Genomic DNA, 19379 nt, shown 5'->3' with positions numbered 1-19379 from the left:
GTGGCGCGGGCGCGGCCTGGCACGCCGTCGGCAGGGTACTCAGGCCGCCGAGGGCGGGGCGCTGAGCATGGCGTCGAGCGCCGACTCCACCGTGGCGTGCTGAAAGCGGTAGCCGTCGTCGATGAGCCGCTGCGGTCGCACCTTCTGGCTCGCGAGCAGCAGCTCATCAGCTGCACGCCCCAGGGCGAGTTCGAGCACGCGCTCGGGGACACCGAAGGCGTAGGGCCGATGCATCCGCTCCGCCATGGCCCGCAGGACCCGGTCGGCCGTGGCCGGCGTCGGTCCGACCACGTTCACCGGGCCCGACAGCGACGAGTGCAGCAGGTGCACGAGCGCGCCGACCTCGTCGTCGAGCGCGACCCACGGCCAATGCTGGCCGCCGGTGCCGAATCGCGCCGAGACGCCGAGCCTCGTGAGCGTGCCGACGCGTTTCAGCGCGCCGCCGTGCCCGACGACGACGCCCGTGCGGAAGGTGACCGTTCGGGTCTCTTCGGGCGCGAGCTGCGCCGCGGCCTCCCAGCGGCCGACGACCTCGGCGAGGAACCCCGTTCCGGGGCTCGAGTATTCGGTGAGGAGCTCGCCGGGGCGGTCGCCGTAGTAGCCGACCGCCGAGGCATTGAGGAAGACCGCGGGCGCCCGCCTCGCCTTGCGCATGGCATCGGCGAGCGTGCGCGTCGCCGTGATGCGCGAGTCGAGGATCTCTCCTCGGTACGACCTCGTCCATGGCAGTCGTGCCAGTGACGCGCCCGAGAGGTTCACGACCGCGTCGACACGATCCATCACGGTGAAATCGATGATGCCGGCCGCCGGCGACCACGCGGCCTCATCGGCCTCATGGGCGCGACGTCGCACGAGACGCACGACCTCGTGGCCCTCGGCGGTCAGCGCGCCGACGAGCGCGGTGCCGATGAATCCGGAGGCGCCGGCGACGAGAACGCGCATGGATCAGGCGAGCTCGGCTTCGATCGTGATCGGAACCCCCGCGAGTGCCTGCGAGATCGGGCAGTTCTTCTTCGCGTCTTCGGCGAGCGCCTCGAATTGCTCTTCGGTGAGGCCCGGCACGCGTGCGCTCACGAGGAGGTGGCTGCCGAGCACGCCCTTGCCGGCCTCGAAGGTGACGGCGGCGGTGGTCTGGATGCTCTCTGCCGGGGTGCCCGACTGGGCGAGCCCGAGCGAGAGCGCCATCGAGAAGCACGAGGAGTGCGCGGCCGCGAGCAGTTCTTCGGGGTTGGTCGTGGCGGCCACGCCCTCGGAGCGCGCCTTCCAGTTCACCGGGAAGCTGGCGAGCCCCGATGAGTCGAGGGCGACATCGCCCGAACCCTCGAACAGCGTGCCCTTCCAGACGGTGGTCGCTTCACTCGTGACTGCCATGTGATCCTCCTCGTCGAACCGGGATCCCAGCCTATCGGCGAGCGGCGCCGACGGTCAGGTTCCCGGGATGATCCGGGCGCGAGCGAGGAGCAGGTAGATCTGGCAGCCGAGGCAGAAGTCGAAGGCCGCGTTCAGGAATGCCGCGATGAACGCGATCGCCGCGGCGATCGGCGCGGCGTACTCCACACCGAGCAGCGAGAGGATGACGCCCGCGAACGTCACGGCGAAGCCGATGCCCTGCGCGAAGGTCGGCGGGCGCGGGTCTTCGAGCGCGACGGGCGGCGCGAGCCGAGGCCGCACGAGTCGCGCGAAGATGAGCCCGTACGGGTGGCGCCGAACTCCGGCGAAGGCGCCCCACGCGAACAGCACGGTGAGGGCGACGAGCAGCCAGAATGCGACGGCGTCTGCGCCGGCGACGGCGAGCACCACCGTGGCGAGGAGCAGGGTCGCGGTGATCGCCGCGCCGAAGCGTGGGCCTCGCGGGTCGATGCCGGCAGGGGCGCCGGCCGGTGCGGCTGCCGGTGCGATGACGGATGCCGCTGCTGACGGATCACGATGAGATGGCACTGGGACTCCTCAAGAGGTCGTCGAGACGTTCGCGCACGGCTGCGGCGCGGGGGAGGCCGGCGATGCGGGCGCGGATCGCACCATCGCCATCGAGCAAGAGGGTGGTCGGCGTCTCGGTCACCCGGAACCGGCCGGCGAGATCGGGCCGATGCGTGAGATCGACCTCGACGTGGCTCGCACCGTCGTGTTCGTGCGCGAGCTGCGCGAGCAGGCGACCGGTCGCCGGGCAGCGGGCGCAGAACTCGGTCGTGAACTGCACGAGGGTGGCTCGCTCGCCGAACGCGGCGATGCCGAGGTCGTCGGGTCGCACGACATCGCCGGAGCCCTGCTTCGCGACGCCCTGCCTCGATCGCCACACGAGCCCGATCACCGTGGTCGCGATGAGAAGGGCTGCGCCGGTCGCGAGAGCGGGGAGCCAGTCCATGCGGTCGAGCGTACGCAGGCCGCGACGGCCCGTGCGGAGTGTGACCGACGATGACGCGGCTGCCGCGGCATCCGCTCGCCTTCGCCGAAGTGTCGCCGGTGCGGGTTAGCCTTGTGGGGATGGCCGAGACGATCTCAACTCCGTACGAAGACCTGCTGCGCGACGTGCTCGAAAACGGCACCGTCAAGACCGATCGCACGGGCACCGGCACGCGCAGCGTGTTCGGTCGTCAGTTGCGGTTCGACCTCTCCGAGGGTTTCCCGCTCGTCACGACGAAGCGCGTGCACTTCAAGTCGATCGCCTACGAGCTGCTGTGGTTCCTGCAGGGCTCGTCGAACGTCGGCTGGCTGCGCGAGCACGGCGTGACCATCTGGGACGAATGGGCGGATGCCTCGGGCGAGCTCGGTCCCGTCTACGGGGTGCAGTGGCGCTCGTGGCCGACGCCCTCGGGCGAGCAGATCGACCAGATCTCCGACGTCATCGAGCAGATCCGCACCAACCCCGACTCGCGGCGGCTCATCGTCTCGGCGTGGAATCCCGCCGACATCCCCTCGATGGCGCTCGCGCCGTGCCACGCGCTCTTCCAGTTCTACGTGGCCGATGGCAAGCTCTCGTGCCAGCTCTACCAGCGCAGCGCCGACCTCTTCCTCGGCGTGCCGTTCAACATCGCCTCGTACGCGCTGCTCACCCACATGATCGCGGCGCAGACCGGGCTCGAGGTCGGCGACTTCGTCTGGACCGGCGGCGACTGCCACATCTACGACAACCACGTCGAGCAGGTGACCGAGCAGCTCTCGCGCGAGCCGTTCGCGCCGCCGACCCTGCGCCTCGCGCGCACGCCCGACTCGGTCTTCGACTACGAGTACGGCGACTTCGTCGTTGAGGGCTACCAGCACCACCCTCCGATCCGCGCGGCCGTCGCCGTATGAGCGAAACGGATGCCTCGAGGCTCCCGGATGCCGCTGGAGCCTCGAAGGCCTCGGCCGCTTCGGATGCCTCGGCGGCTTCGGGCCCCGCGGCGCAGGCCCAGCCGAAGCTCGGCCTGATCTGGGCCGAGGCGTACCGCGGCGTGATCGGGGCCGGCGGCGTAATGCCGTGGCACGTGCCCGAAGACCTGGCCCACTTCAAAGAGATCACGCTCGGCAGCCCCGTCGTGATGGGACGCAAGACCTGGGACTCGCTGCCCGAGCGATTCCGCCCGCTGCCGGGCCGCGCGAACATCGTCGTCACCCGTAATGAGGAGTGGGCGGCCGAGGGCGCGACGCGCGCCGGCTCGATCGACGACGGGCTGGCGCTGGCCGCGGCATCCGACCCCGAGTGGATCTGGGCGATCGGCGGCGGCGAGCTCTTCGCCCGGCTCATCGACCGGGCCGATCGGCTCGAGGTCACCGAGCTCGACCTCGACATCCCGGGCGATGCCTACGCCCCCTCGATCGACATGAGCTGGCGGCTCGTCGAGACCGACGGCCCCGCGGCCCACGTCTCCCGCACGGGCGTCGGTTACCGCTTCCGCCGCTACGAGCGCCCCTGACAGTCCAACGCGCCCCTCGGCGGCATGGTCGCGCCATGGGCACATGCCGGCCAACGGAATCCGATACCGGTTCGTGACCTGTACCCGGGCCTGACGCGGGTCTCCTGCGTATGCGGTCGTGCTAGCTTTTGCTGGCCCGAACCTGTTGACCCTCTGTGAGGCCCCCGTGCACTCCCCACGCCCTGCGCACGTTCTCGCCAGCCTCTTCGCGGTGGTCCTGTCGGTCGTCGGCATCGCGACACCCGCCGCGGCCGTCGACTCCGCCAGTGCGTTCGTGGGTACGATCACCGGCCCAGACGGTTCCCTGCTCGGTCCGCAGGATCGCGTCGAGATCAGTGTCCATGACCCCCGCTGGAACAACATCGTCGCATCGACCATTGCCGAGCCGGGAACGGGGCAGTTCGAGTTGCCCATCCCCGCGGGCAGCTATCCGGTGAGCTTTCGCTACACGGGCCCATCCGGGCTGCTGAGCGAGTGGTGGGGCGATACGTACTCTGCGTCCGACCGTGAACTGGCATTGGTCGAGCCTGCAGTTTCCACTCGGCTCGACGTCCGGCTCGGACAGGGGGCGACACTCAGCGGCCGCGTCACGGGACGGGGCGGCTCGCTTGCGGGCGTTGCGGTCGAAGTCGCACTGCCGTCTCAGTTCGATCAGTTCCTCAACCCCCTTCCGAAGGTCGTGACTGCCGCGGACGGCTCCTATATGACGGCGGCGACACCGCCAGGGGCGCGCAAGGTGACGTTCACGGGCGGAACGGGTTGGAAGACCGTCATCCAACCGTCGGTCGAACTCGCGGAAGGTGCGAACGTCCTCGACGTCGATTTGACGCCGTTGGGCTCGATCTCCGGCCGTGTCACCATGCGGTCCCGCGGAGACGTCGTCCCAGCGCACGGGCAGGTCGAGATTCACCGTCTATCCCAATTCGGGTGGGGATGGACTGGCTGGAGCGTCTGGATCGAGGAGGATGGGAGCTACACGGTTCCGAATCTCGAGGGTGATGTGAAGCTCAGGTTCGTTCCGTTCGGGGGCGCCTTCCCTGAGTACTGGAATGACGCAGAGTTCATTTCGGGTGCAGAGATCATCACCATCGCCGGAGGGGAGCACGTGAGTGGCGTCGACGCCGAAGTGGACGAGTGGGCGTTTGCCCACGCCGAAGTCCGCTATCAAGCCGATGCCACGAGACCGCCTCAGCCACTCGACTCCGTCAGTGTGTCGTGGTGGTTGTTGGACGAGGACAGCGGGACCTACTCCATGGCCCACGACGCCGGCAACAGTCCGTATGACGGAACCTACAGCTCGCCTCCGTTGCGGGAGGGCACCTATGCGGTGCAGTTCGCCGCGGATCCATATTCGGGAGTGGGATCCGAGTACTACGCAGGCGCCCGGTACTTCTATGAACGGACGGATGTCGTCGTCAAGGCGGGTGAGCGGATTGATCTCGGCGAGATCATCCTCGAGCCGAGGTACTTCGATATCAGCCGAATCGCAGGCGCCGACCGGTTCGAGACTGCCGTCTCCGTCTCGAAGACGCTCATACCGAACGGGCAGCATGCACCCGTCGTGTATTTGGCCGACGGAATGAACTTTCCCGATGCGCTGGCCGCGGGGCCGGCCGCCGCACGCAACGGCGGGGTTCTTCTGATGACGAGAAAGGACGCTGTGCCAGCGGCAGTCCTCGACGAGATCCGGCGTCTCGAGCCCGAACGGGTCGTCATCGTCGGCGGCACCTCCGTCGTATCCGACGACGTCATCGACGACCTACGTGCGGTTGTCGGGGCATCGGTCTCAATTGAGCGGCTCGGCGGTGCATCGAGGTACGCAACGGCCGAGCTGATCATCCGGGACGCCTTCGACGACAGCACGAGCAGATACGCGGTCATCGCCACCGGAGCTGACTACCCCGATGCGCTGGCTGCGGGACCCGCTGCTGGGCTTCTCGCTGCCCCGGTGGTGCTCGTGAACGGCTCGGCGGCGATCGATCAAGGCACCACCGCCCTGCTCGACGACCTCGGCGTGACCGACGTGTACATCGTCGGCGGCGACGCAGTCGTGGGCTCCGAGATCGAGGAGGGACTCACCGCGGCCCTCGGATACGGCCATGTCACCCGCCTTGCGGGCCGTGATCGGTACGAGACCGCAGCATCGATCGCGAGCGAGGTGTTCGGTGCGAGCGACACCGCCTATATGGCCACCGGTCTCGGCTTTGCGGACGCCCTCGCTGGCGGGCCGCTCGCAAGCGCGGCGGGTGCCCCTCTATATCTCGCCCGCCCCGAATGCGTGCCGGCACCAACCCTGCTCGGGTTGCTCGAACACCAGGTTGCCGGAGTGACGCTCCTCGGCGGCGTTCCCACTCTCGGACGGGCGGTCGAGCAGCTCGCGATGTGCTGATGCCGTCGCGTCAGCGGCGCGCACCGCGTCTTCCGGCGGACCCGATACGCTGGAGGGCGTGACTTCTGAGAATCCCTTCGGACAAGTGCTCGTCGCGCTCGTCACGCCGATGACGGCTGACGGCGAAGTCGACTGGGCCGGGGTCGAGAAGCACATCGACGATGTCATCTCCTCCGGCGCCGACGGCATCGTGGTCACCGGCACCACGGGCGAGACGTCGACCCTCACCGACCCCGAGAAGATCAAGCTCGTCGAGGTCGGCAAAGACGTCGCCGCGGGCCGCGCGAAGATCATCACGGGCGGCGGCTCGAACGAGACGGCGCACGCGATCGAGCTCTACAAGCACAGCGAGCAGGCCGGCGCCGACGGCATCATGATCGTCACGCCGTACTACAACAAGCCGACCCAGGCCGGCATCCTCACGCACTTCCGCATGGTCGCCGACGCGACCGACCTTCCAGTCATCCTCTACGACATCCCCGGGCGCACCGGCGTGCCGATCAAGTACGAGACGATCCTCCGGCTCGCCAAACACCCGAACATCCTCGCGGTCAAAGACGCGAAGGGCGACTTCTCCGAGGTCAGCCGGGTGCTGAACCAGACCGACCTGCTCTACTTCTCGGGTGACGACGCGAACGTGCTCCCGCACCTCTCGATCGGCGCGACCGGGCTCATCGGCATCACCGCGAACATCGCGCCGGCGCCCTACCGCCAGATGATCGACGCGGTCAACGCCGGCGACCTCGCGACGGCGACCGCCGCGCACCAGCAGCTCGAGCCGCTCGTGCGCGCCGTGATGACGCACGTGCCGGGCACGGTCGCCGCGAAGTACATCCTGCACGGCCTCGGCCGCATCGGCAGCCCCCGAGTGCGCCTGCCCCTCGTCGGCCCTGAAGAGTGGGAGGCCGCCCTCATCGAAGACGAGATCGACCTCGTCACGGGCATCCCCGGCGCCGATTTCCACAACTTCCGCCCCGACCGCAACGCCGCCGCCGGCGGAGCACTGCCGAAGGTGGCGGGCACCACGCGCTAGACGCGCACTCGCGAGCTCGCTCGCTCCATGAGACATCCGCGGTCCTGAATGGCCGCACCGAACTGAACACCGCAACAGAAGGAGGGCCCATGCCCGACGTCGTCATCGATCCCGCACCGCTCGAAGCCGGAACGCTCCGCATCATCCCCATCGGCGGCCTGGGGGAGATCGGCCGCAACATGACCAGCTACGAGATCGACGGCAAGATCCTCATCGTCGACTGCGGCGTGCTGTTCCCCGAAGAGCACCAGCCCGGGGTCGACCTGATCCTGCCCGACTTCGGATTCCTGAAGGACCGCATCGACGACATCGTCGGCGTCGTGCTCACGCACGGCCACGAAGACCACATCGGCGCCGTGCCGTACCTGTTGCGCCTGCGGGGCGACATCCCGCTGATCGGCTCGCAGCTCACGCTCGCGCTCATCGAGGCGAAGCTCAAAGAGCACCGCATCAAGCCCTACACGCTCACGGTGAAAGAGGGCGGGCACGAGCAGATCGGCCCGTTCCGGCTCGAGTTCATCGCCGTCAACCACTCGATCCCCGACGCCCTCGCCGTGGCGATCAGGACCGACGGCGGCACCGTGCTCGCGACCGGCGACTTCAAGATGGATCAGCTGCCGCTCGACGGCCGCCTGACCGACCTGCGCGAGTTCGCGCGACTCGGTGAAGAGGGCGTCGACGTCTTCATGGTCGACTCCACGAATGCCGATGTCCCGGGCTTCACGCCGCTCGAGCGATCGATCGGTCCCGTGCTCGACGAGGTCATCAACCGTGCCCCCCGCCGGGTCATCGTCGCGAGCTTCTCGAGCCACGTGCACCGCGTGCAGCAGGTGCTCGACGCCGCGTGGGCGAACCACCGCCGGGTCGCGCTCCTCGGCCGCAGCATGGTGCGCAACATGACGATCGCCGCCGAGCTCGGCTACCTCAAGGTGCCAGAGGGCGTGCTCATCGACTACAAGAAGGCCGGCGACATCCCCGACGACCAGATCGTCTACATGTCGACGGGTTCGCAGGGCGAGCCGATGGCCGTGCTCTCGCGCATGGCCAACCGCGATCACCAGATCGAGATCGGCGACGGCGACACGGTGATCCTCGCCTCGAGCCTCATCCCGGGCAACGAGAACGCCGTCTACCGCGTGATCGACGGGCTGACGAAGCTCGGCGCGAACGTCGTGCACAAGGCCAATGCCAAGGTGCACGTCTCGGGTCACGCGGCGGCCGGCGAGCTGCTCTACTGCTACAACATCCTGAAGCCGAAGAACGTGCTGCCGATCCACGGCGAGTACCGTCACCTCTTCGCGAACGCGAAGCTCGCGCAAGACACGGGCATTCCCGCGAAGAACACCTTCATCGGCGAGAACGGGTCGGTCTACGACCTGCGCGACGGCGTGCTGAAGGTCGCCGGCCAGCTCGACCTCGGCTTCGTCTACGTCGACGGTTCGACCGTCGGCGAGATCACCGACGCCGATCTGAAAGATCGCCGCATCCTCGCCGAAGAGGGCTTCATCTCGGTCATCGTCGTCGTCGATTCGACGACCGGCCGGGTCATCACGGGCCCCGAGATCCATGCGCGGGGCTTCGCCGAAGACGCATCCGTCTTCGATGACGTCAAGCCGAAGATCATCGCGGCCCTCGCCGAGGCTTCGCAGAGCGGCGTGCACGACGCGCACGCGCTCTCGCAGGTCGTGCGCCGAGTACTCGGCGGCTGGGTGAACCGGCGCTTGCGTCGTCGGCCGATGCTCGTGCCGCTCATCATCGAGGCGTAAGCAGCACCGGCACCGAGCGAACCGGACGACACGACGCGACGCGCGACCGAAGGGCCGCGCGTCGCGTCGTGTCGTTGGCGCGCCGTCGCGCCACGCACGCTCGGGGATGTCCCCGAATCCACCCTGAGACGGATTCCGCGGCCCGTCCCGAGTCCCTAGGGTGGTGAGGATGCCCGGCGGCCTCCGCGCCGGGCGACCTCGTGTAAGGAGTGCCGTGGGCGTCTGGCGCAAGTGGATCTTCCCGATCGTTCGAGTCGTGCTGGTGGCGGTGATCGCGATCGCACTCGCGAAGCTCGCGTTCTTCCCCGATCGGGCAGACGCCGACGCCGAGTCGATCTCGCCGACCGGCACCGTCGTCGAGCCGCAGGTCGCCGTCGAACGCGGATCGATCGCCAACGACGTCGTGCTCACCGGCACCGTCAACGCGGATGCCTCTGCTCCCGTGAAGGCGACGGGCACGGGCAAGATCGACGAGATCTTCGTCGCGGCGGGGCAGCAGGTGACGGCGGGGCAGAAGCTCTTCGACATCAAGGTCGAGGACCAGCCCGAGCCGGTCGAGTCGACGGGCCCCGATGGGCTGCCGATGACGACGATGCCGCGAACCACATTCCACTTCGAGAAGGTGCTGGCGCCCACGGCCGGCGTGCTCTCGTCGCTCGACGTCATCGCCGGGCAGCCGGTCGCAACGGGTGACGTCACCGGGCAGGTCGCCCCGCCGAGCTTCAACGTCACCGCGACGCTCAGCCCCGAGCAGCAGTACCGGCTGACGAGCGCGCCGACCGAGGCGCTCGTGACGATCGCGGGCGGCCCGGCGCCGTTCACCTGCGGTGGTCTCGTGATCTCCACGCCGCTCTCGGGCGCGGGTGGCAGCCCCGCAGGCGGGGCCGCAGGGGCGCCCGGCGCGCCGGGTGCACCGAGTGGCGGCAGCGGCGGCGAGGCATCCGGCGGCACGACCGTGCGCTGCGCAGTGCCGGGCGATGTCCGCGTCTTCCCCGGCCTCTCGGCACAGGTCAAGATCTCCGCCGGCAGCGCGGCCGACGTGCTCGTCGTGCCGATCACCGCGGTCGAGGGCGGCGCCGAGACCGGCAAGGTGTGGGTCATCACGCCCGACGGTGAACGTGCCGAGCAGGCCGTGCGCCTCGGGCTCAGCGACGGTACCCGGGTCGAGGTCGTCGATGGGCTCGCCGAGGGCGATCAGGTGCTGCAGTTCGTGCCGGGCGCGCCTGGCGAGAGCGGCGCGGAGGGCTGCGTGCAGACCCCCGACGGCGCGATGATGTGCGGAACCGTCACCCAATGACCCTCATCGAGGCGCACGGTGTCGGTCGCACCGTCGAACTGCCCGACGGCCGGCCGCTGACGATCCTGTCGAGCGTCGACCTCACGGTGTCCGAGAGCGACCGGGTGTCGATCGTCGGGCGTTCGGGCTCGGGCAAGTCGACGCTCCTGAACCTGCTCGGCCTGCTCGACGCACCGACCGAGGGTGAGCTGGCGTTCCTCGGTCACGATGTGCGTCGCATCGGCAGCGGTGCTCGAGACCGCCTGCGCGGGCGTGAGGTCGGGTTCGTGTTCCAGCAGTTCAACCTGTTGCCGGGGCGCACGGCCCTCGAGAACGTGCAGACACCCCTGCTGTACTCGGGCGGCCGCGAGTTCTGGCGGCGCGAGCGCATCGCCCGCGAGATGCTCGAGCGCGTGGGACTCGGCGAGCGACTCACGACCAAGCCCGAGCGGCTCTCGGGCGGCGAGCAGCAGCGTGTCGCCATCGCCCGTGCGCTCGTGCGGCGCCCGCGGCTCATCCTGGCCGACGAGCCGACGGGTGCACTCGACCTCGAGACCGGCGCCGAGGTGATGGCGCTCATCGAATCGGTCGCCGCAGAGACCGGCGCAGCGCTCGTCACGATCACGCACGACCCCGCGATCGCCGCGCGCTCGAATCGGCACCTCCGGCTCGTGAGCGGCCGGTTGCAGGCGACGGATGCCGCTGCTGACGCATCCGCACCGGTCGGGTCGTTGCACCCGCCGGCGACACCCGATGCCGATGCCGATGCCGAAGCCATAGCCATAGCCGAAGCCGATGCCGACGTCGAGGCGGTCGCATGAGCGGCTGGCCGGCCCGCACGGCGACCGGCATGGTGAGCACCGTCGTCGAAGCCCTGGAAGAGCTGCGCATCCACCGAGGCCGCGTGCTGCTCTCGCTCATCGGCGTCGCGATCGCCGTCTGCGCGCTCGCGACGGTCGTCGGGGCCGGCGCGATCGCCGAGCAGGCGGGTCGCGAGATGCAGGAGCGGTTCGGCGGCCGCCCGGCGACCGTGTCGTTCAACGCGAGCACCGGCAGCGGCGCGGTCGACACCGAGGCCGCCGCCACCGCGTGGCAGACCGCCCTCGACCGGCATGGCATCGAATACGCGAGCCGTTCGGGCTGGGGCAGTCTCACGGTGCAGTTCGCCGATGGCGCGGTGCCCGTGTCGATGCAGGTCGTCGATCCCGACTACGGGGTCATGCACCGCGTGCGTCTCATGGACGGGGCGTGGTTCTCGGAGCGCGACGCAGATCGGCTGGCTCCCGCCGTGATCGTCAACGAGGCGTTCTGGACTCGCCTCGGCAGCCCGCCGCTCGCGAGCCACCCCACGGTCGAACTCGTCGGTCGGGGCACGACCACGGGCGTGATCACGGGCGTGACCCCCGCGCAGAGCGAGTGGGACACCGAGCCGACCGCCATGATCCTGACCGATGCGTTCGTGCCCCTGCAGTCCGCCACGACCGATCCGATGATGGGCGCGTACTCACCGTCATACGAGATGTGGATTCCCGATGGCTCGGCCGTCGAGCTCACGGAATCGGTGAAGCAGGCCTTCAAGGCGGAGTTGGGCGAGGGGGCGACGGTCGACGGATGGCGCAGCGACTACGCCGCGCAGGAGGGAGACCCGTTCCTGCCGATCAAGCTGCTGGTGGTGGGCGTGGCGGTCGTGATCCTGCTGCTCGGGGCGCTCGGACTGCTGACGATCGCCCTCGTGACGGTGCGCGGTCGCATCCGCGAGATCGGCGTGCGGCGCTCCTTCGGCGCCACGGCGGGCCGGGTGTTCTTCTCGGTGCTCATGGAGACCGTCGTCGGCACGTTCGTGGCGGGCGTCGTCGGCGTCGGCGTCGCGATCGCCCTCGTGCGGAGCCCGCTCATGGGCATGCTCCTCGGTGGGGCCGAGATCCAGGACATGCCCGGGTTCCCGGTCGAGGCCGCGCTCATCGGCATCGGGTCGGCGGTCGCGGTTGGGGCCCTCGCCGGGTTGCTTCCGGCGCTCGGAGCGGTGCGGGTGAAGGTCATCGACGCCATCCGCTTCTGACCCCGTCACACGAAACATCGCGGAAACACGGCGAGCGTAGCCTCCGGCACATGGCGGCATTCAGCGTGCGGCCGGCCCTCCCGAATGACGGCTCGTTCCTCGCCGACATGGTGGTCGAGGCGGCGAACTGGCGGTCGGGAGGCATCCGGCCGAGACCCACGGTGCTCTCCGACCCCGTCTGCCGCGGGTACGTCGCGGGGTGGCAGCGCCCCGCCGATCGCGGTGTCATCGCGGTCGACGACGGCGGGCGGGCAGTGGGCGCCGCGTGGTACCGACTCTTCGCGGCCGGTGCCGCGCACGGCTTCGTCGCCGTCGGCGTGCCGGAGGTGATCATCGGCGTGACGCCGCTCTGGCGCGCGCAGGGCGTGGGCCGGGCGCTCATGCAGGCCCTCGCCGACACCGCACGCACCGCCGGGTTCTCGCGGCTCACGCTGAGCGTCGAGCACGGGAACTTCGCCGAGACGCTGTATCGCTCCGAGGGCTTCACGGTCGTCGAGACGCATGCGGGCCGCGACACGATGGTGCGGTCGCTGCGCTGACGCACGGCGATCGGGCGAGCGGATGCCGCGACGGATCGTCAACACTCGCGTCGGGCTGACGCCCGGTGTGGGCGCGCGGCCGTAGCCTTATGGGCATGGCTACGAGCACCAGGTCGAACGGTCGTGCCGCTGGCACGCCATCGCGTGCTTCGAGTGCCCGCACGGCGCCCACGAAGAAGCTGCCCGCTGCGAGCACCCGTGCCGCCGCATCGAAGAAGCCCCCGGCGACCCCTGATGGGCCGAACCTCCTCGTGCGCGCGTGGATGGGCATGGCGCACGTGATCGGCGGTGCAGCCCGTGCGCTCGGGCCCGAGACGCTCTCGAAAGAAGAGCGCCGCGACGGGCTTCCCTTCTTCATCGTCGTGCTCGCCATCGTCGGCGCCGTCGTCGAGTGGTTCTTCATCAACGACCCGATCGCGCAGGCCTTCGACTCGTGGACCTTCGGCGGCCTGTTCGGTCGCGTGGCGTTCGCGCTGCCCGTCGTGATGCTGCTGTTCGCCGTGTGGCTGTTCCGCCACCCGAGCTCGGTGCACGACAACACCCGCATCGGCATCGGCCTGGGTCTCCTGCTCCTGACGGTCTCGGCGCTCTGCCATCTCTTCGGCGGCCAGCCCGAGCCGCGCGAGGGCATGGCGGTGCTCGCGCGCGCCGGCGGCATCCTCGGCTGGATGGTCGCCGCTCCGCTGACGGCACTGATCACCCAGGCCGGCGCGTCCGCCGTCGTGATCGTGCTGCTCTTGCTGTCGTTGCTCATCATCACCAAGACACCGCCGAACCGCATTCCGGCTCGCTTCCGCGAGCTGTACGAGTGGCTCTTCGGTGCAACGCACGACGAGCCCGTCACCGAGGTCGGTCCCAAGCAGGCGAAGCGCGATCGCAAGAAGACGGCGCAGACCGAGCTCGACGGCATCGATGCGCTCGAGGGGGCGGCCGACGGCGATGACGAGCCCGCCCGCGGCGGCCTCGTGCCGTGGTGGCGGCGCAACGACTCGAACCGCGAAGAAGACCCGGCGTTCGCCGCTCCCGGCGTCGAGGGACTCACCGAGGTCTTCGGCCCGGGCTCTGCGGCCGGCAGCTTCGAGACGCCGCTCGAGGGCGTCGGCGAGCCGAGCTACAACACCGAGGTGCTCGGCGACCTCGCGCGCGCCGAGTCCGCACTGCAGCAGTTCACGGGCGACGTGCCGCGCGGTGGCACCTCGCTGCGCGGCGACGACGCGGGCGCGACGAACGTGCTGGCCGTCTTCGACGACGCCGGCCCCGCCGACGTGTCGCCCGCTGCGGCGGAGCCGTCCGAGTTCGAGGCCGAGGCGGCATCCGAGCCCGACCGGCCCTACAACCTGCCGGCCGCATCGAGCCTCGCCGCCGGACCGCCGCCGAAGACCCGTTCGCAGGCGAACGACGACGTCGTGCGACAGATCACCGCGGTGCTCGACCAATTCGGCGTCGACGCGAAGGTCACCGGATTCTCGCGCGGGCCGACGGTCACGCAGTACGAGATCGAGCTCGGCCCGGGCGTGAAGGTCGAGCGCGTCACCGCGCTCTCGAAGAACCTCGCCTATTCCGTCGCCTCCAACGAGGTGCGCATCCTCTCGCCGATTCCCGGCAAGAGCGCGATCGGAGTCGAGATCCCGAACGCCGACCGCGAGACGGTGACCCTCGGCGACGTGCTGCGCTCGACCGCGGCGGTCAACGCGAAGCACCCTATGACGATCGGCGTCGGCAAAGACGTCGGCGGCGGCTACGTCGTCGCGAACCTCGCGAAGATGCCCCACCTGCTCGTGGCCGGCTCGACCGGCTCTGGCAAGTCGAGCTTCGTCAACTCGATGATCACTTCGCTCCTCATGCGAGCGAAGCCCTCAGACGTGCGCATGGTGCTCATCGACCCCAAGCGCGTCGAGCTCGCGCCGTATGCGGGCGTGCCGCACCTCATCACCCCCATCATCACGAACCCGAAGAAGGCCGCCGAGGCGCTCTCCTGGGTCGTGAAGGAGATGGACATGCGGTACGACGACCTCGCGTCGTTCGGCTTCCGCCACATCGACGACTTCAACAAGGCCGTCGTTGGCGGCGAGATCGTGCTGCCCGCCGGTTCCGAGCGCAAACTCAAGCCCTACCCGTACCTGCTCGTCGTGGTCGACGAGCTCGCCGACCTCATGATGGTCGCCCCGCGCGACGTCGAAGACTCGATCGTGCGCATCACCCAGCTCGCGCGCGCCTCTGGAATCCACCTCGTGCTCGCAACCCAGCGGCCGTCGGTCGACGTCGTGACGGGCCTCATCAAGGCCAACGTGCCGTCACGGCTCGCCTTCGCGGTGACGAGTGTCACCGACTCGCGCGTCATCCTCGACCAGCCCGGCGCCGACAAGCTCATCGGCCAGGGCGACGCGCTGTTCCTGCCGATGGGCGCCTCCAAGTCGATCCGCGTGCAGGGCGCATGGGTCACCGAGGCCGAGATCGAGAAGGTCGTCAAGCACGTCACGCGGCAGGCACGACCCGAGTACCGGCAGGATGTCGCGGCATCCGTCGAGCGCAAAGAGATCGACTCCGACATCGGCGACGACCTCGAACTGCTGCTCGCGGCCGCCGAGCTCGTGGTGTCGACGCAGTTCGGTTCGACGTCGATGCTGCAGCGCAAGCTGCGCGTCGGCTTCGCGAAGGCCGGCCGTCTCATGGACCTGCTCGAGTCGCGCGAGATCGTCGGCCCGTCAGAGGGGTCGAAGGCGCGCGACGTGCTCGTGACCGCCGAGCAGCTGGCCGGCGTGCTCGCGCGACTGCGCGGCGAGGAGCCCGCCGGCGCCCCTGCACCTCGTGCAGCAGCTCCCGCAGCATCCGCGCCGTCAGCCCAGAGCGGCCCGCTCGGCGACGGCCTGGCATCGACCGAGGCCTACGACGCGCCAGACGCGCGATACGACGACCCCGTCGGCCGGGCGAGCGAGGGACTGCCCGAGGTCGAGGCGGAGTCCGACTCCGACGAAGACGCGTGGGGTCTCACGGGCCGCGACTGAATCGCGAAGCGGCCGTCCGTGCCCGGTAGTCTGAGGTCATGACCTCTTCCGCCGGCAGCCCCGCGCGATCGGCGAACTGGAACCTTCCGAACGCGATCACGGTCGTGCGCATCCTCGCCGCACCGGTGCTCTTCTGGATGCTGCTGGCCGACGCGGGCGCCGACGGCTGGCTGCGGTGGGCTGCGGCGGTGCTCTTCATCCTGGCCATCGCCACCGACGGCATCGACGGGCACATCGCTCGATCCCGTGGGCTCGTCACCGATCTCGGCAAGATCCTCGATCCGATCGCCGACAAGCTGCTCACGAGCGGCGCCCTCGTGTGCCTCTCGATCCTCGGCGAACTGCCGTGGTGGGTCACCGCGATCATCGTGGCGCGCGAGGTCGGCATCACCGTCTGGCGACTCGTCGAACTGCGTCGTGGCAATGTCGTGCCGGCGTCGTCCGGCGGCAAGCTCAAGACGGTCGTGCAGTCGGTCGCGATCTCGTTCGCACTCGCTCCCTTGTGGCTCGTCCTCGGCGAGTGGGTGCACTGGGTGAACGGCGTGCTCATGACGGCTGCCGTCGTGCTGACACTCTGGTCGGGGCTGCTCTACGTGCGCGACGCCATTCGCCTCGCGCGTGCCACGCGCGAGGCGAGCTGAGCGAGGCGGGCGGATGCCTCGTGCCGCAGCCGACCTGGCCGAACGCCTCGTCGCCGAACTCACGAACCGGGGCCTGCGCGTCGCCGTGGCCGAGTCGCTGACCGGCGGACTCGTCGTCGCCGAGCTCACGAGCGTGCCAGGGGCATCCGTCGTCGTGAACGGCGGTGTCGTGGCATACGACACCGCGGTGAAGCGATCGGTGCTCGGCGTCTCGGCCGAGTTGCTCGCTCGCGAGGGTGCGGTGCATCCCGAGGTCGCCCGGCAGATGGCCGATGGCGTGCGCCGCGTGCTCGCCGTCGACGGCCGCGCGGCCGATCTCGGCATCGCGACGACCGGCGTCGCCGGCCCCACCTGGCAAGACGGCGAGCCACCCGGAACCGCGTATGTCGGCGTCGCGTTCGAGGGCGAGATCGAGGTCGTGTCGCTCGAATTGCAGGGCACGAGGGGCGAGATCAGGGCCGCGTCGGTGCTGGCCGCGCTCGATGCCGTGCTCGAACGACTGGCCCGCGACTGATGCCGGGCTGCCGGCGACCGTCATCGACCGCTCGTCGAGTTCATCGAAATCCCAATGCGCACGGCGGAATAGTCATCGTGAACACCCTGTTACATGTGGCAGGTTCACACGAAAGCCCCAGTGTGCAACGCTAGATTGGAAGCCACGGAGAGTCGGGTAGACTGACGCTCCCGTTTCCGACTCCAGCGGAGTCGCAGGCAGAGAGAAGGAGGTTCCCGATGGTCCTGGTTCGACAGGAGATCGGCGATGTGCTGAGGGACTTCCGCCTGCAGAAGGGCCGCACCCTTCGCCAGGTCGCGTCCAAGGCGAGCGTCGCGCTCGGCTACCTGAGCGAGGTGGAGCGCGGTCAGAAAGAGGCTTCCTCCGAGATCCTCGCTTCCGTCGCCGACGCACTCGACACGCCCATCTCGGTGATCATGCACGAGGTCGGCGATCGCATCGCAGTGCTCGAGGGCCTCTCAGTGGTGCCCGACAGCCTGCCCGACGAGCTCGTCGCCGAGTTCGACGCCGACATGATGGTCCGCTGACCACTCCCATACGCAACGCAGATCGGCCGGTCCTCGGACCGGCCGATCGTCTTTTCGAGAGGCACCGGTGAAGCTGAGCGAGTTCCAGACCGCCGTCGCCGACGAGTTCGGCGCGGGGTACGGCGGTGTGATCGTGAACGACCTCGTGCTCACCTCCCTCGGCGGCCGCACCGCGCGTGAGGCCCTGGCTGCCGGCGCGAGGCCGCGAGAGGTGTGGTTCGCCCTCTGCGAGGCGACCGATGTGCCCGAAGAGCGTCGGCACGGAGCCGGACGCCCGATACCGGGGGAGTCCCGCCCGCCGCGGGGCATCTGAGCGTTCGGTCTGCTCGATACCGCAACCGAAGGCATGTTCGACACGCGGGTGTTTCTTCGAAGGTGTGTTCGGAGACTGCGCTAGGCTCCTCAACAGCAGGAGCAACAGCGCATCCGTCCACATCCTCGTCGAGTCTGGCGTCGGATGTCGGTGGCCGGTCATACGGTCGATGCGTCGGAACACACCGCAAACGCCTTGTCGCGAGACGCCGCGGGTCAGCACCAATCCATTGGGGCCCGCAACGTGGAACGACAGCCTAGAGGCAGCAGCAATCGAGCATCGAAGGAGCCCACCATGGCATCACCAGCAGACCGCGAGAAATCGCTTGAGACAGCACTCGCGCAGATCGATCGCCAGTTCGGCAAGGGCTCGGTCATGCGCCTCGGGAGCGAAGATCGCGCTCCCGTCGAGGTCATCCCCACCGGTTCGATCGCCCTCGACATCGCGCTCGGCATCGGGGGCATCCCGCGGGGCCGCATCGTCGAGATCTACGGCCCCGAGTCCTCCGGCAAGACCACGCTGACGCTGCACGCCATCGCCAACGCTCAGAAGGCCGGCGGCATCGCGGCATTCATCGACGCAGAGCACGCGCTCGACCCCGAATACGCGAAGAAGCTCGGCGTCGACATCGATGCGCTCCTCGTCTCCCAGCCCGACACGGGTGAGCAGGCGCTCGAGATCGCCGACATGCTCGTGCGCTCGGGCTCGATCGACCTCATCGTCATCGACTCCGTCGCGGCGCTCGTGCCCCGCGCTGAGATCGAGGGCGAGATGGGTGACTCGCACGTGGGTCTGCAGGCGCGCCTCATGTCGCAGGCGCTCCGCAAGCTCACCGGTGGTCTCAGCCAGACCAACACGACCATGATCTTCATCAACCAGTTGCGCGAGAAGATCGGCGTCTTCTTCGGCAGCCCCGAGACGACCGCCGGTGGCAAGGCGCTGAAGTTCTACGCGTCGGTACGACTCGACATCCGTCGTATCGAGACGATGAAAGACGGCACGGAGGCGGTGGGTAACCGCACTCGGGTCAAGGTCGTGAAGAACAAGATGGCGCCGCCGTTCAAGCAGGCGGAGTTCGACATCCTGTACGGCACCGGCATCTCGCGCGAGGGTAGCCTGATCGACTTCGGCGTCGACCAAGCGATCGTCAAGAAGTCGGGCGCGTGGTACACCTACGACGGCGATCAGTTGGGCCAGGGCAAAGAGAACGCCCGCAACTTCTTGCTGCAGAACCCCGACATCGCCGCCGATATCGAGCAGAAGATCCTCGTCAAGCTCGGCGTCGGGCAGCCGGCAGGCACGGCGGCCGCACCGTCGAACGTCGAGTCCATCGAGCCGAAGCTCGGGCGCAAGGGCGCCTGACGCATCGAAACCTCGCTATCCGAGCGATCGAAACCTGACCCATCGAAGATGAGGAAGACCGG

The 19379-nt window shown here is 69.1% G+C and carries 19 protein-coding genes; 15 read left to right on the top strand and 4 right to left on the bottom strand.

Annotation, left to right across the window (positions count from 1 at the left end; genetic code table 11):
- Positions 1–39 precede the first annotated feature (39 nt).
- The 4 genes from H521_RS0112935 to H521_RS0112920 are packed head-to-tail and all read right to left on the bottom strand — an operon-like array spanning position 40 to position 2362.
- Positions 40–942 carry a TIGR01777 family oxidoreductase gene (locus tag H521_RS0112935; protein WP_022893450.1) on the bottom strand — a complete coding sequence of 301 codons (903 nt, stop codon included), beginning with the start codon at positions 940–942 and terminating at the stop codon, positions 40–42.
- A 3-nt stretch (positions 943–945) separates the two neighbouring features.
- Complete coding sequence (locus H521_RS0112930; RefSeq protein ID WP_022893449.1) at positions 946–1371, bottom strand: OsmC family peroxiredoxin; 426 nt, start codon at positions 1369–1371, stop codon at positions 946–948.
- Positions 1372–1425: 54 nt separating this feature from the next.
- Positions 1426–1899: a DUF4395 domain-containing protein gene (locus H521_RS0112925; protein WP_026482256.1), complete on the bottom strand. Its 474-nt coding sequence runs from the start codon at positions 1897–1899 to the stop codon at positions 1426–1428.
- A 22-nt stretch (positions 1900–1921) separates the two neighbouring features.
- Positions 1922–2362 carry a TlpA family protein disulfide reductase gene (locus H521_RS0112920; RefSeq protein WP_022893447.1) on the bottom strand — a complete coding sequence of 147 codons (441 nt, stop codon included), beginning with the start codon at positions 2360–2362 and terminating at the stop codon, positions 1922–1924.
- 119 nt (positions 2363–2481) lie between these two features.
- Here H521_RS0112920 and H521_RS0112915 point away from each other — a divergent pair, with 119 nt between their 5' ends.
- The 15 genes from H521_RS0112915 to recA all read left to right on the top strand — a co-directional run bounded on the left by H521_RS0112915 (position 2482) and on the right by recA (position 19317).
- Positions 2482–3291, top strand: a complete 810-nt coding sequence (locus H521_RS0112915; RefSeq protein ID WP_022893446.1) for a thymidylate synthase — start codon at positions 2482–2484, stop codon at positions 3289–3291.
- The gene (locus tag H521_RS0112910) at positions 3288–3893 is read left to right on the top strand and encodes a dihydrofolate reductase (RefSeq protein ID WP_022893445.1); all 606 of its coding nucleotides are present in this window, start codon (positions 3288–3290) and stop codon (positions 3891–3893) included. Before H521_RS0112915 ends, H521_RS0112910 begins: the two co-directional genes overlap by 4 nt.
- Before the next feature lie 211 nt (positions 3894–4104).
- Positions 4105–6282 carry a cell wall-binding repeat-containing protein gene (locus tag H521_RS0112905; protein WP_156891431.1) on the top strand — a complete coding sequence of 726 codons (2178 nt, stop codon included), beginning with the start codon at positions 4105–4107 and terminating at the stop codon, positions 6280–6282.
- Between the two features lie 58 nt (positions 6283–6340).
- Positions 6341–7315: a 4-hydroxy-tetrahydrodipicolinate synthase gene (dapA, locus tag H521_RS0112900; protein ID WP_022893443.1), complete on the top strand. Its 975-nt coding sequence runs from the start codon at positions 6341–6343 to the stop codon at positions 7313–7315.
- An 89-nt stretch (positions 7316–7404) separates the two neighbouring features.
- Positions 7405–9081: a ribonuclease J gene (locus tag H521_RS0112895; protein ID WP_022893442.1), complete on the top strand. Its 1677-nt coding sequence runs from the start codon at positions 7405–7407 to the stop codon at positions 9079–9081.
- Between the two features lie 214 nt (positions 9082–9295).
- Positions 9296–10378 (top strand): efflux RND transporter periplasmic adaptor subunit, encoded by a 1083-nt coding sequence (locus H521_RS0112890; protein WP_022893441.1) that lies wholly within the window; start codon positions 9296–9298, stop codon positions 10376–10378.
- Positions 10375–11178 carry an ABC transporter ATP-binding protein gene (locus H521_RS0112885; protein WP_022893440.1) on the top strand — a complete coding sequence of 268 codons (804 nt, stop codon included), beginning with the start codon at positions 10375–10377 and terminating at the stop codon, positions 11176–11178. Before H521_RS0112890 ends, H521_RS0112885 begins: the two co-directional genes overlap by 4 nt.
- A complete protein-coding gene (locus tag H521_RS0112880; RefSeq protein ID WP_022893439.1) occupies positions 11175–12416 on the top strand; it encodes an ABC transporter permease in 1242 nt (413 codons plus the stop codon). Before H521_RS0112885 ends, H521_RS0112880 begins: the two co-directional genes overlap by 4 nt.
- Before the next feature lie 50 nt (positions 12417–12466).
- Positions 12467–12955, top strand: a complete 489-nt coding sequence (locus tag H521_RS0112875; protein WP_022893438.1) for a GNAT family N-acetyltransferase — start codon at positions 12467–12469, stop codon at positions 12953–12955.
- An 89-nt stretch (positions 12956–13044) separates the two neighbouring features.
- On the top strand, positions 13045–15960 hold the full coding sequence (locus tag H521_RS0112870; protein ID WP_022893437.1) for a DNA translocase FtsK: 2916 nt from the start codon (positions 13045–13047) through the stop codon (positions 15958–15960).
- A 38-nt stretch (positions 15961–15998) separates the two neighbouring features.
- Complete coding sequence (pgsA, locus tag H521_RS23215) at positions 15999–16601, top strand: CDP-diacylglycerol--glycerol-3-phosphate 3-phosphatidyltransferase (RefSeq protein WP_022893436.1); 603 nt, start codon at positions 15999–16001, stop codon at positions 16599–16601.
- Between the two features lie 13 nt (positions 16602–16614).
- Positions 16615–17115: a CinA family protein gene (locus H521_RS0112860; RefSeq protein WP_022893435.1), complete on the top strand. Its 501-nt coding sequence runs from the start codon at positions 16615–16617 to the stop codon at positions 17113–17115.
- A gap of 218 nt (positions 17116–17333) precedes the next feature.
- Positions 17334–17642 (top strand): helix-turn-helix domain-containing protein, encoded by a 309-nt coding sequence (locus H521_RS0112855; protein WP_022893434.1) that lies wholly within the window; start codon positions 17334–17336, stop codon positions 17640–17642.
- Positions 17643–17709: 67 nt separating this feature from the next.
- Positions 17710–17955 (top strand): DUF3046 domain-containing protein, encoded by a 246-nt coding sequence (locus tag H521_RS0112850; RefSeq protein ID WP_022893433.1) that lies wholly within the window; start codon positions 17710–17712, stop codon positions 17953–17955.
- Positions 17956–18249: 294 nt separating this feature from the next.
- The gene (gene recA / locus H521_RS0112845) at positions 18250–19317 is read left to right on the top strand and encodes a recombinase RecA (protein ID WP_022893432.1); all 1068 of its coding nucleotides are present in this window, start codon (positions 18250–18252) and stop codon (positions 19315–19317) included.
- Positions 19318–19379 lie beyond the last annotated feature (62 nt).

This window comes from Agromyces subbeticus DSM 16689 (assembly GCF_000421565.1).
GTDB classification, from domain to species: domain Bacteria; phylum Actinomycetota; class Actinomycetes; order Actinomycetales; family Microbacteriaceae; genus Agromyces; species Agromyces subbeticus.
The sequence above is the reverse complement of the archived record's forward strand: the minus strand, read 5'-3'. Positions and strand labels throughout refer to the sequence as shown.

Excerpts from the sequence above, each read along its gene's own strand:
- H521_RS0112860 (WP_022893435.1), top strand. The coding sequence starts at position 16,615 with ATGCCTCGTGCCGCAGCCGACCTGGCCGAACGCCTCGTCGCCGAACTC.
- H521_RS0112920 (WP_022893447.1), bottom strand. The coding sequence starts at position 2,362 with ATGGACTGGCTCCCCGCTCTCGCGACCGGCGCAGCCCTTCTCATCGCG.
- H521_RS0112935 (WP_022893450.1), bottom strand. The coding sequence starts at position 942 with ATGCGCGTTCTCGTCGCCGGCGCCTCCGGATTCATCGGCACCGCGCTC.
- H521_RS0112930 (WP_022893449.1), bottom strand. The coding sequence starts at position 1,371 with ATGGCAGTCACGAGTGAAGCGACCACCGTCTGGAAGGGCACGCTGTTC.
- H521_RS0112895 (WP_022893442.1), top strand. The coding sequence starts at position 7,405 with ATGCCCGACGTCGTCATCGATCCCGCACCGCTCGAAGCCGGAACGCTC.
- H521_RS0112880 (WP_022893439.1), top strand. The coding sequence starts at position 11,175 with ATGAGCGGCTGGCCGGCCCGCACGGCGACCGGCATGGTGAGCACCGTC.
- H521_RS0112855 (WP_022893434.1), top strand. The coding sequence starts at position 17,334 with ATGGTCCTGGTTCGACAGGAGATCGGCGATGTGCTGAGGGACTTCCGC.
- H521_RS0112915 (WP_022893446.1), top strand. The coding sequence starts at position 2,482 with ATGGCCGAGACGATCTCAACTCCGTACGAAGACCTGCTGCGCGACGTG.
- pgsA (WP_022893436.1), top strand. The coding sequence starts at position 15,999 with ATGACCTCTTCCGCCGGCAGCCCCGCGCGATCGGCGAACTGGAACCTT.
- recA (WP_022893432.1), top strand. The coding sequence starts at position 18,250 with ATGGCATCACCAGCAGACCGCGAGAAATCGCTTGAGACAGCACTCGCG.
- H521_RS0112875 (WP_022893438.1), top strand. The coding sequence starts at position 12,467 with ATGGCGGCATTCAGCGTGCGGCCGGCCCTCCCGAATGACGGCTCGTTC.
- H521_RS0112870 (WP_022893437.1), top strand. The coding sequence starts at position 13,045 with ATGGGCATGGCTACGAGCACCAGGTCGAACGGTCGTGCCGCTGGCACG.
- H521_RS0112910 (WP_022893445.1), top strand. The coding sequence starts at position 3,288 with ATGAGCGAAACGGATGCCTCGAGGCTCCCGGATGCCGCTGGAGCCTCG.
- H521_RS0112885 (WP_022893440.1), top strand. The coding sequence starts at position 10,375 with ATGACCCTCATCGAGGCGCACGGTGTCGGTCGCACCGTCGAACTGCCC.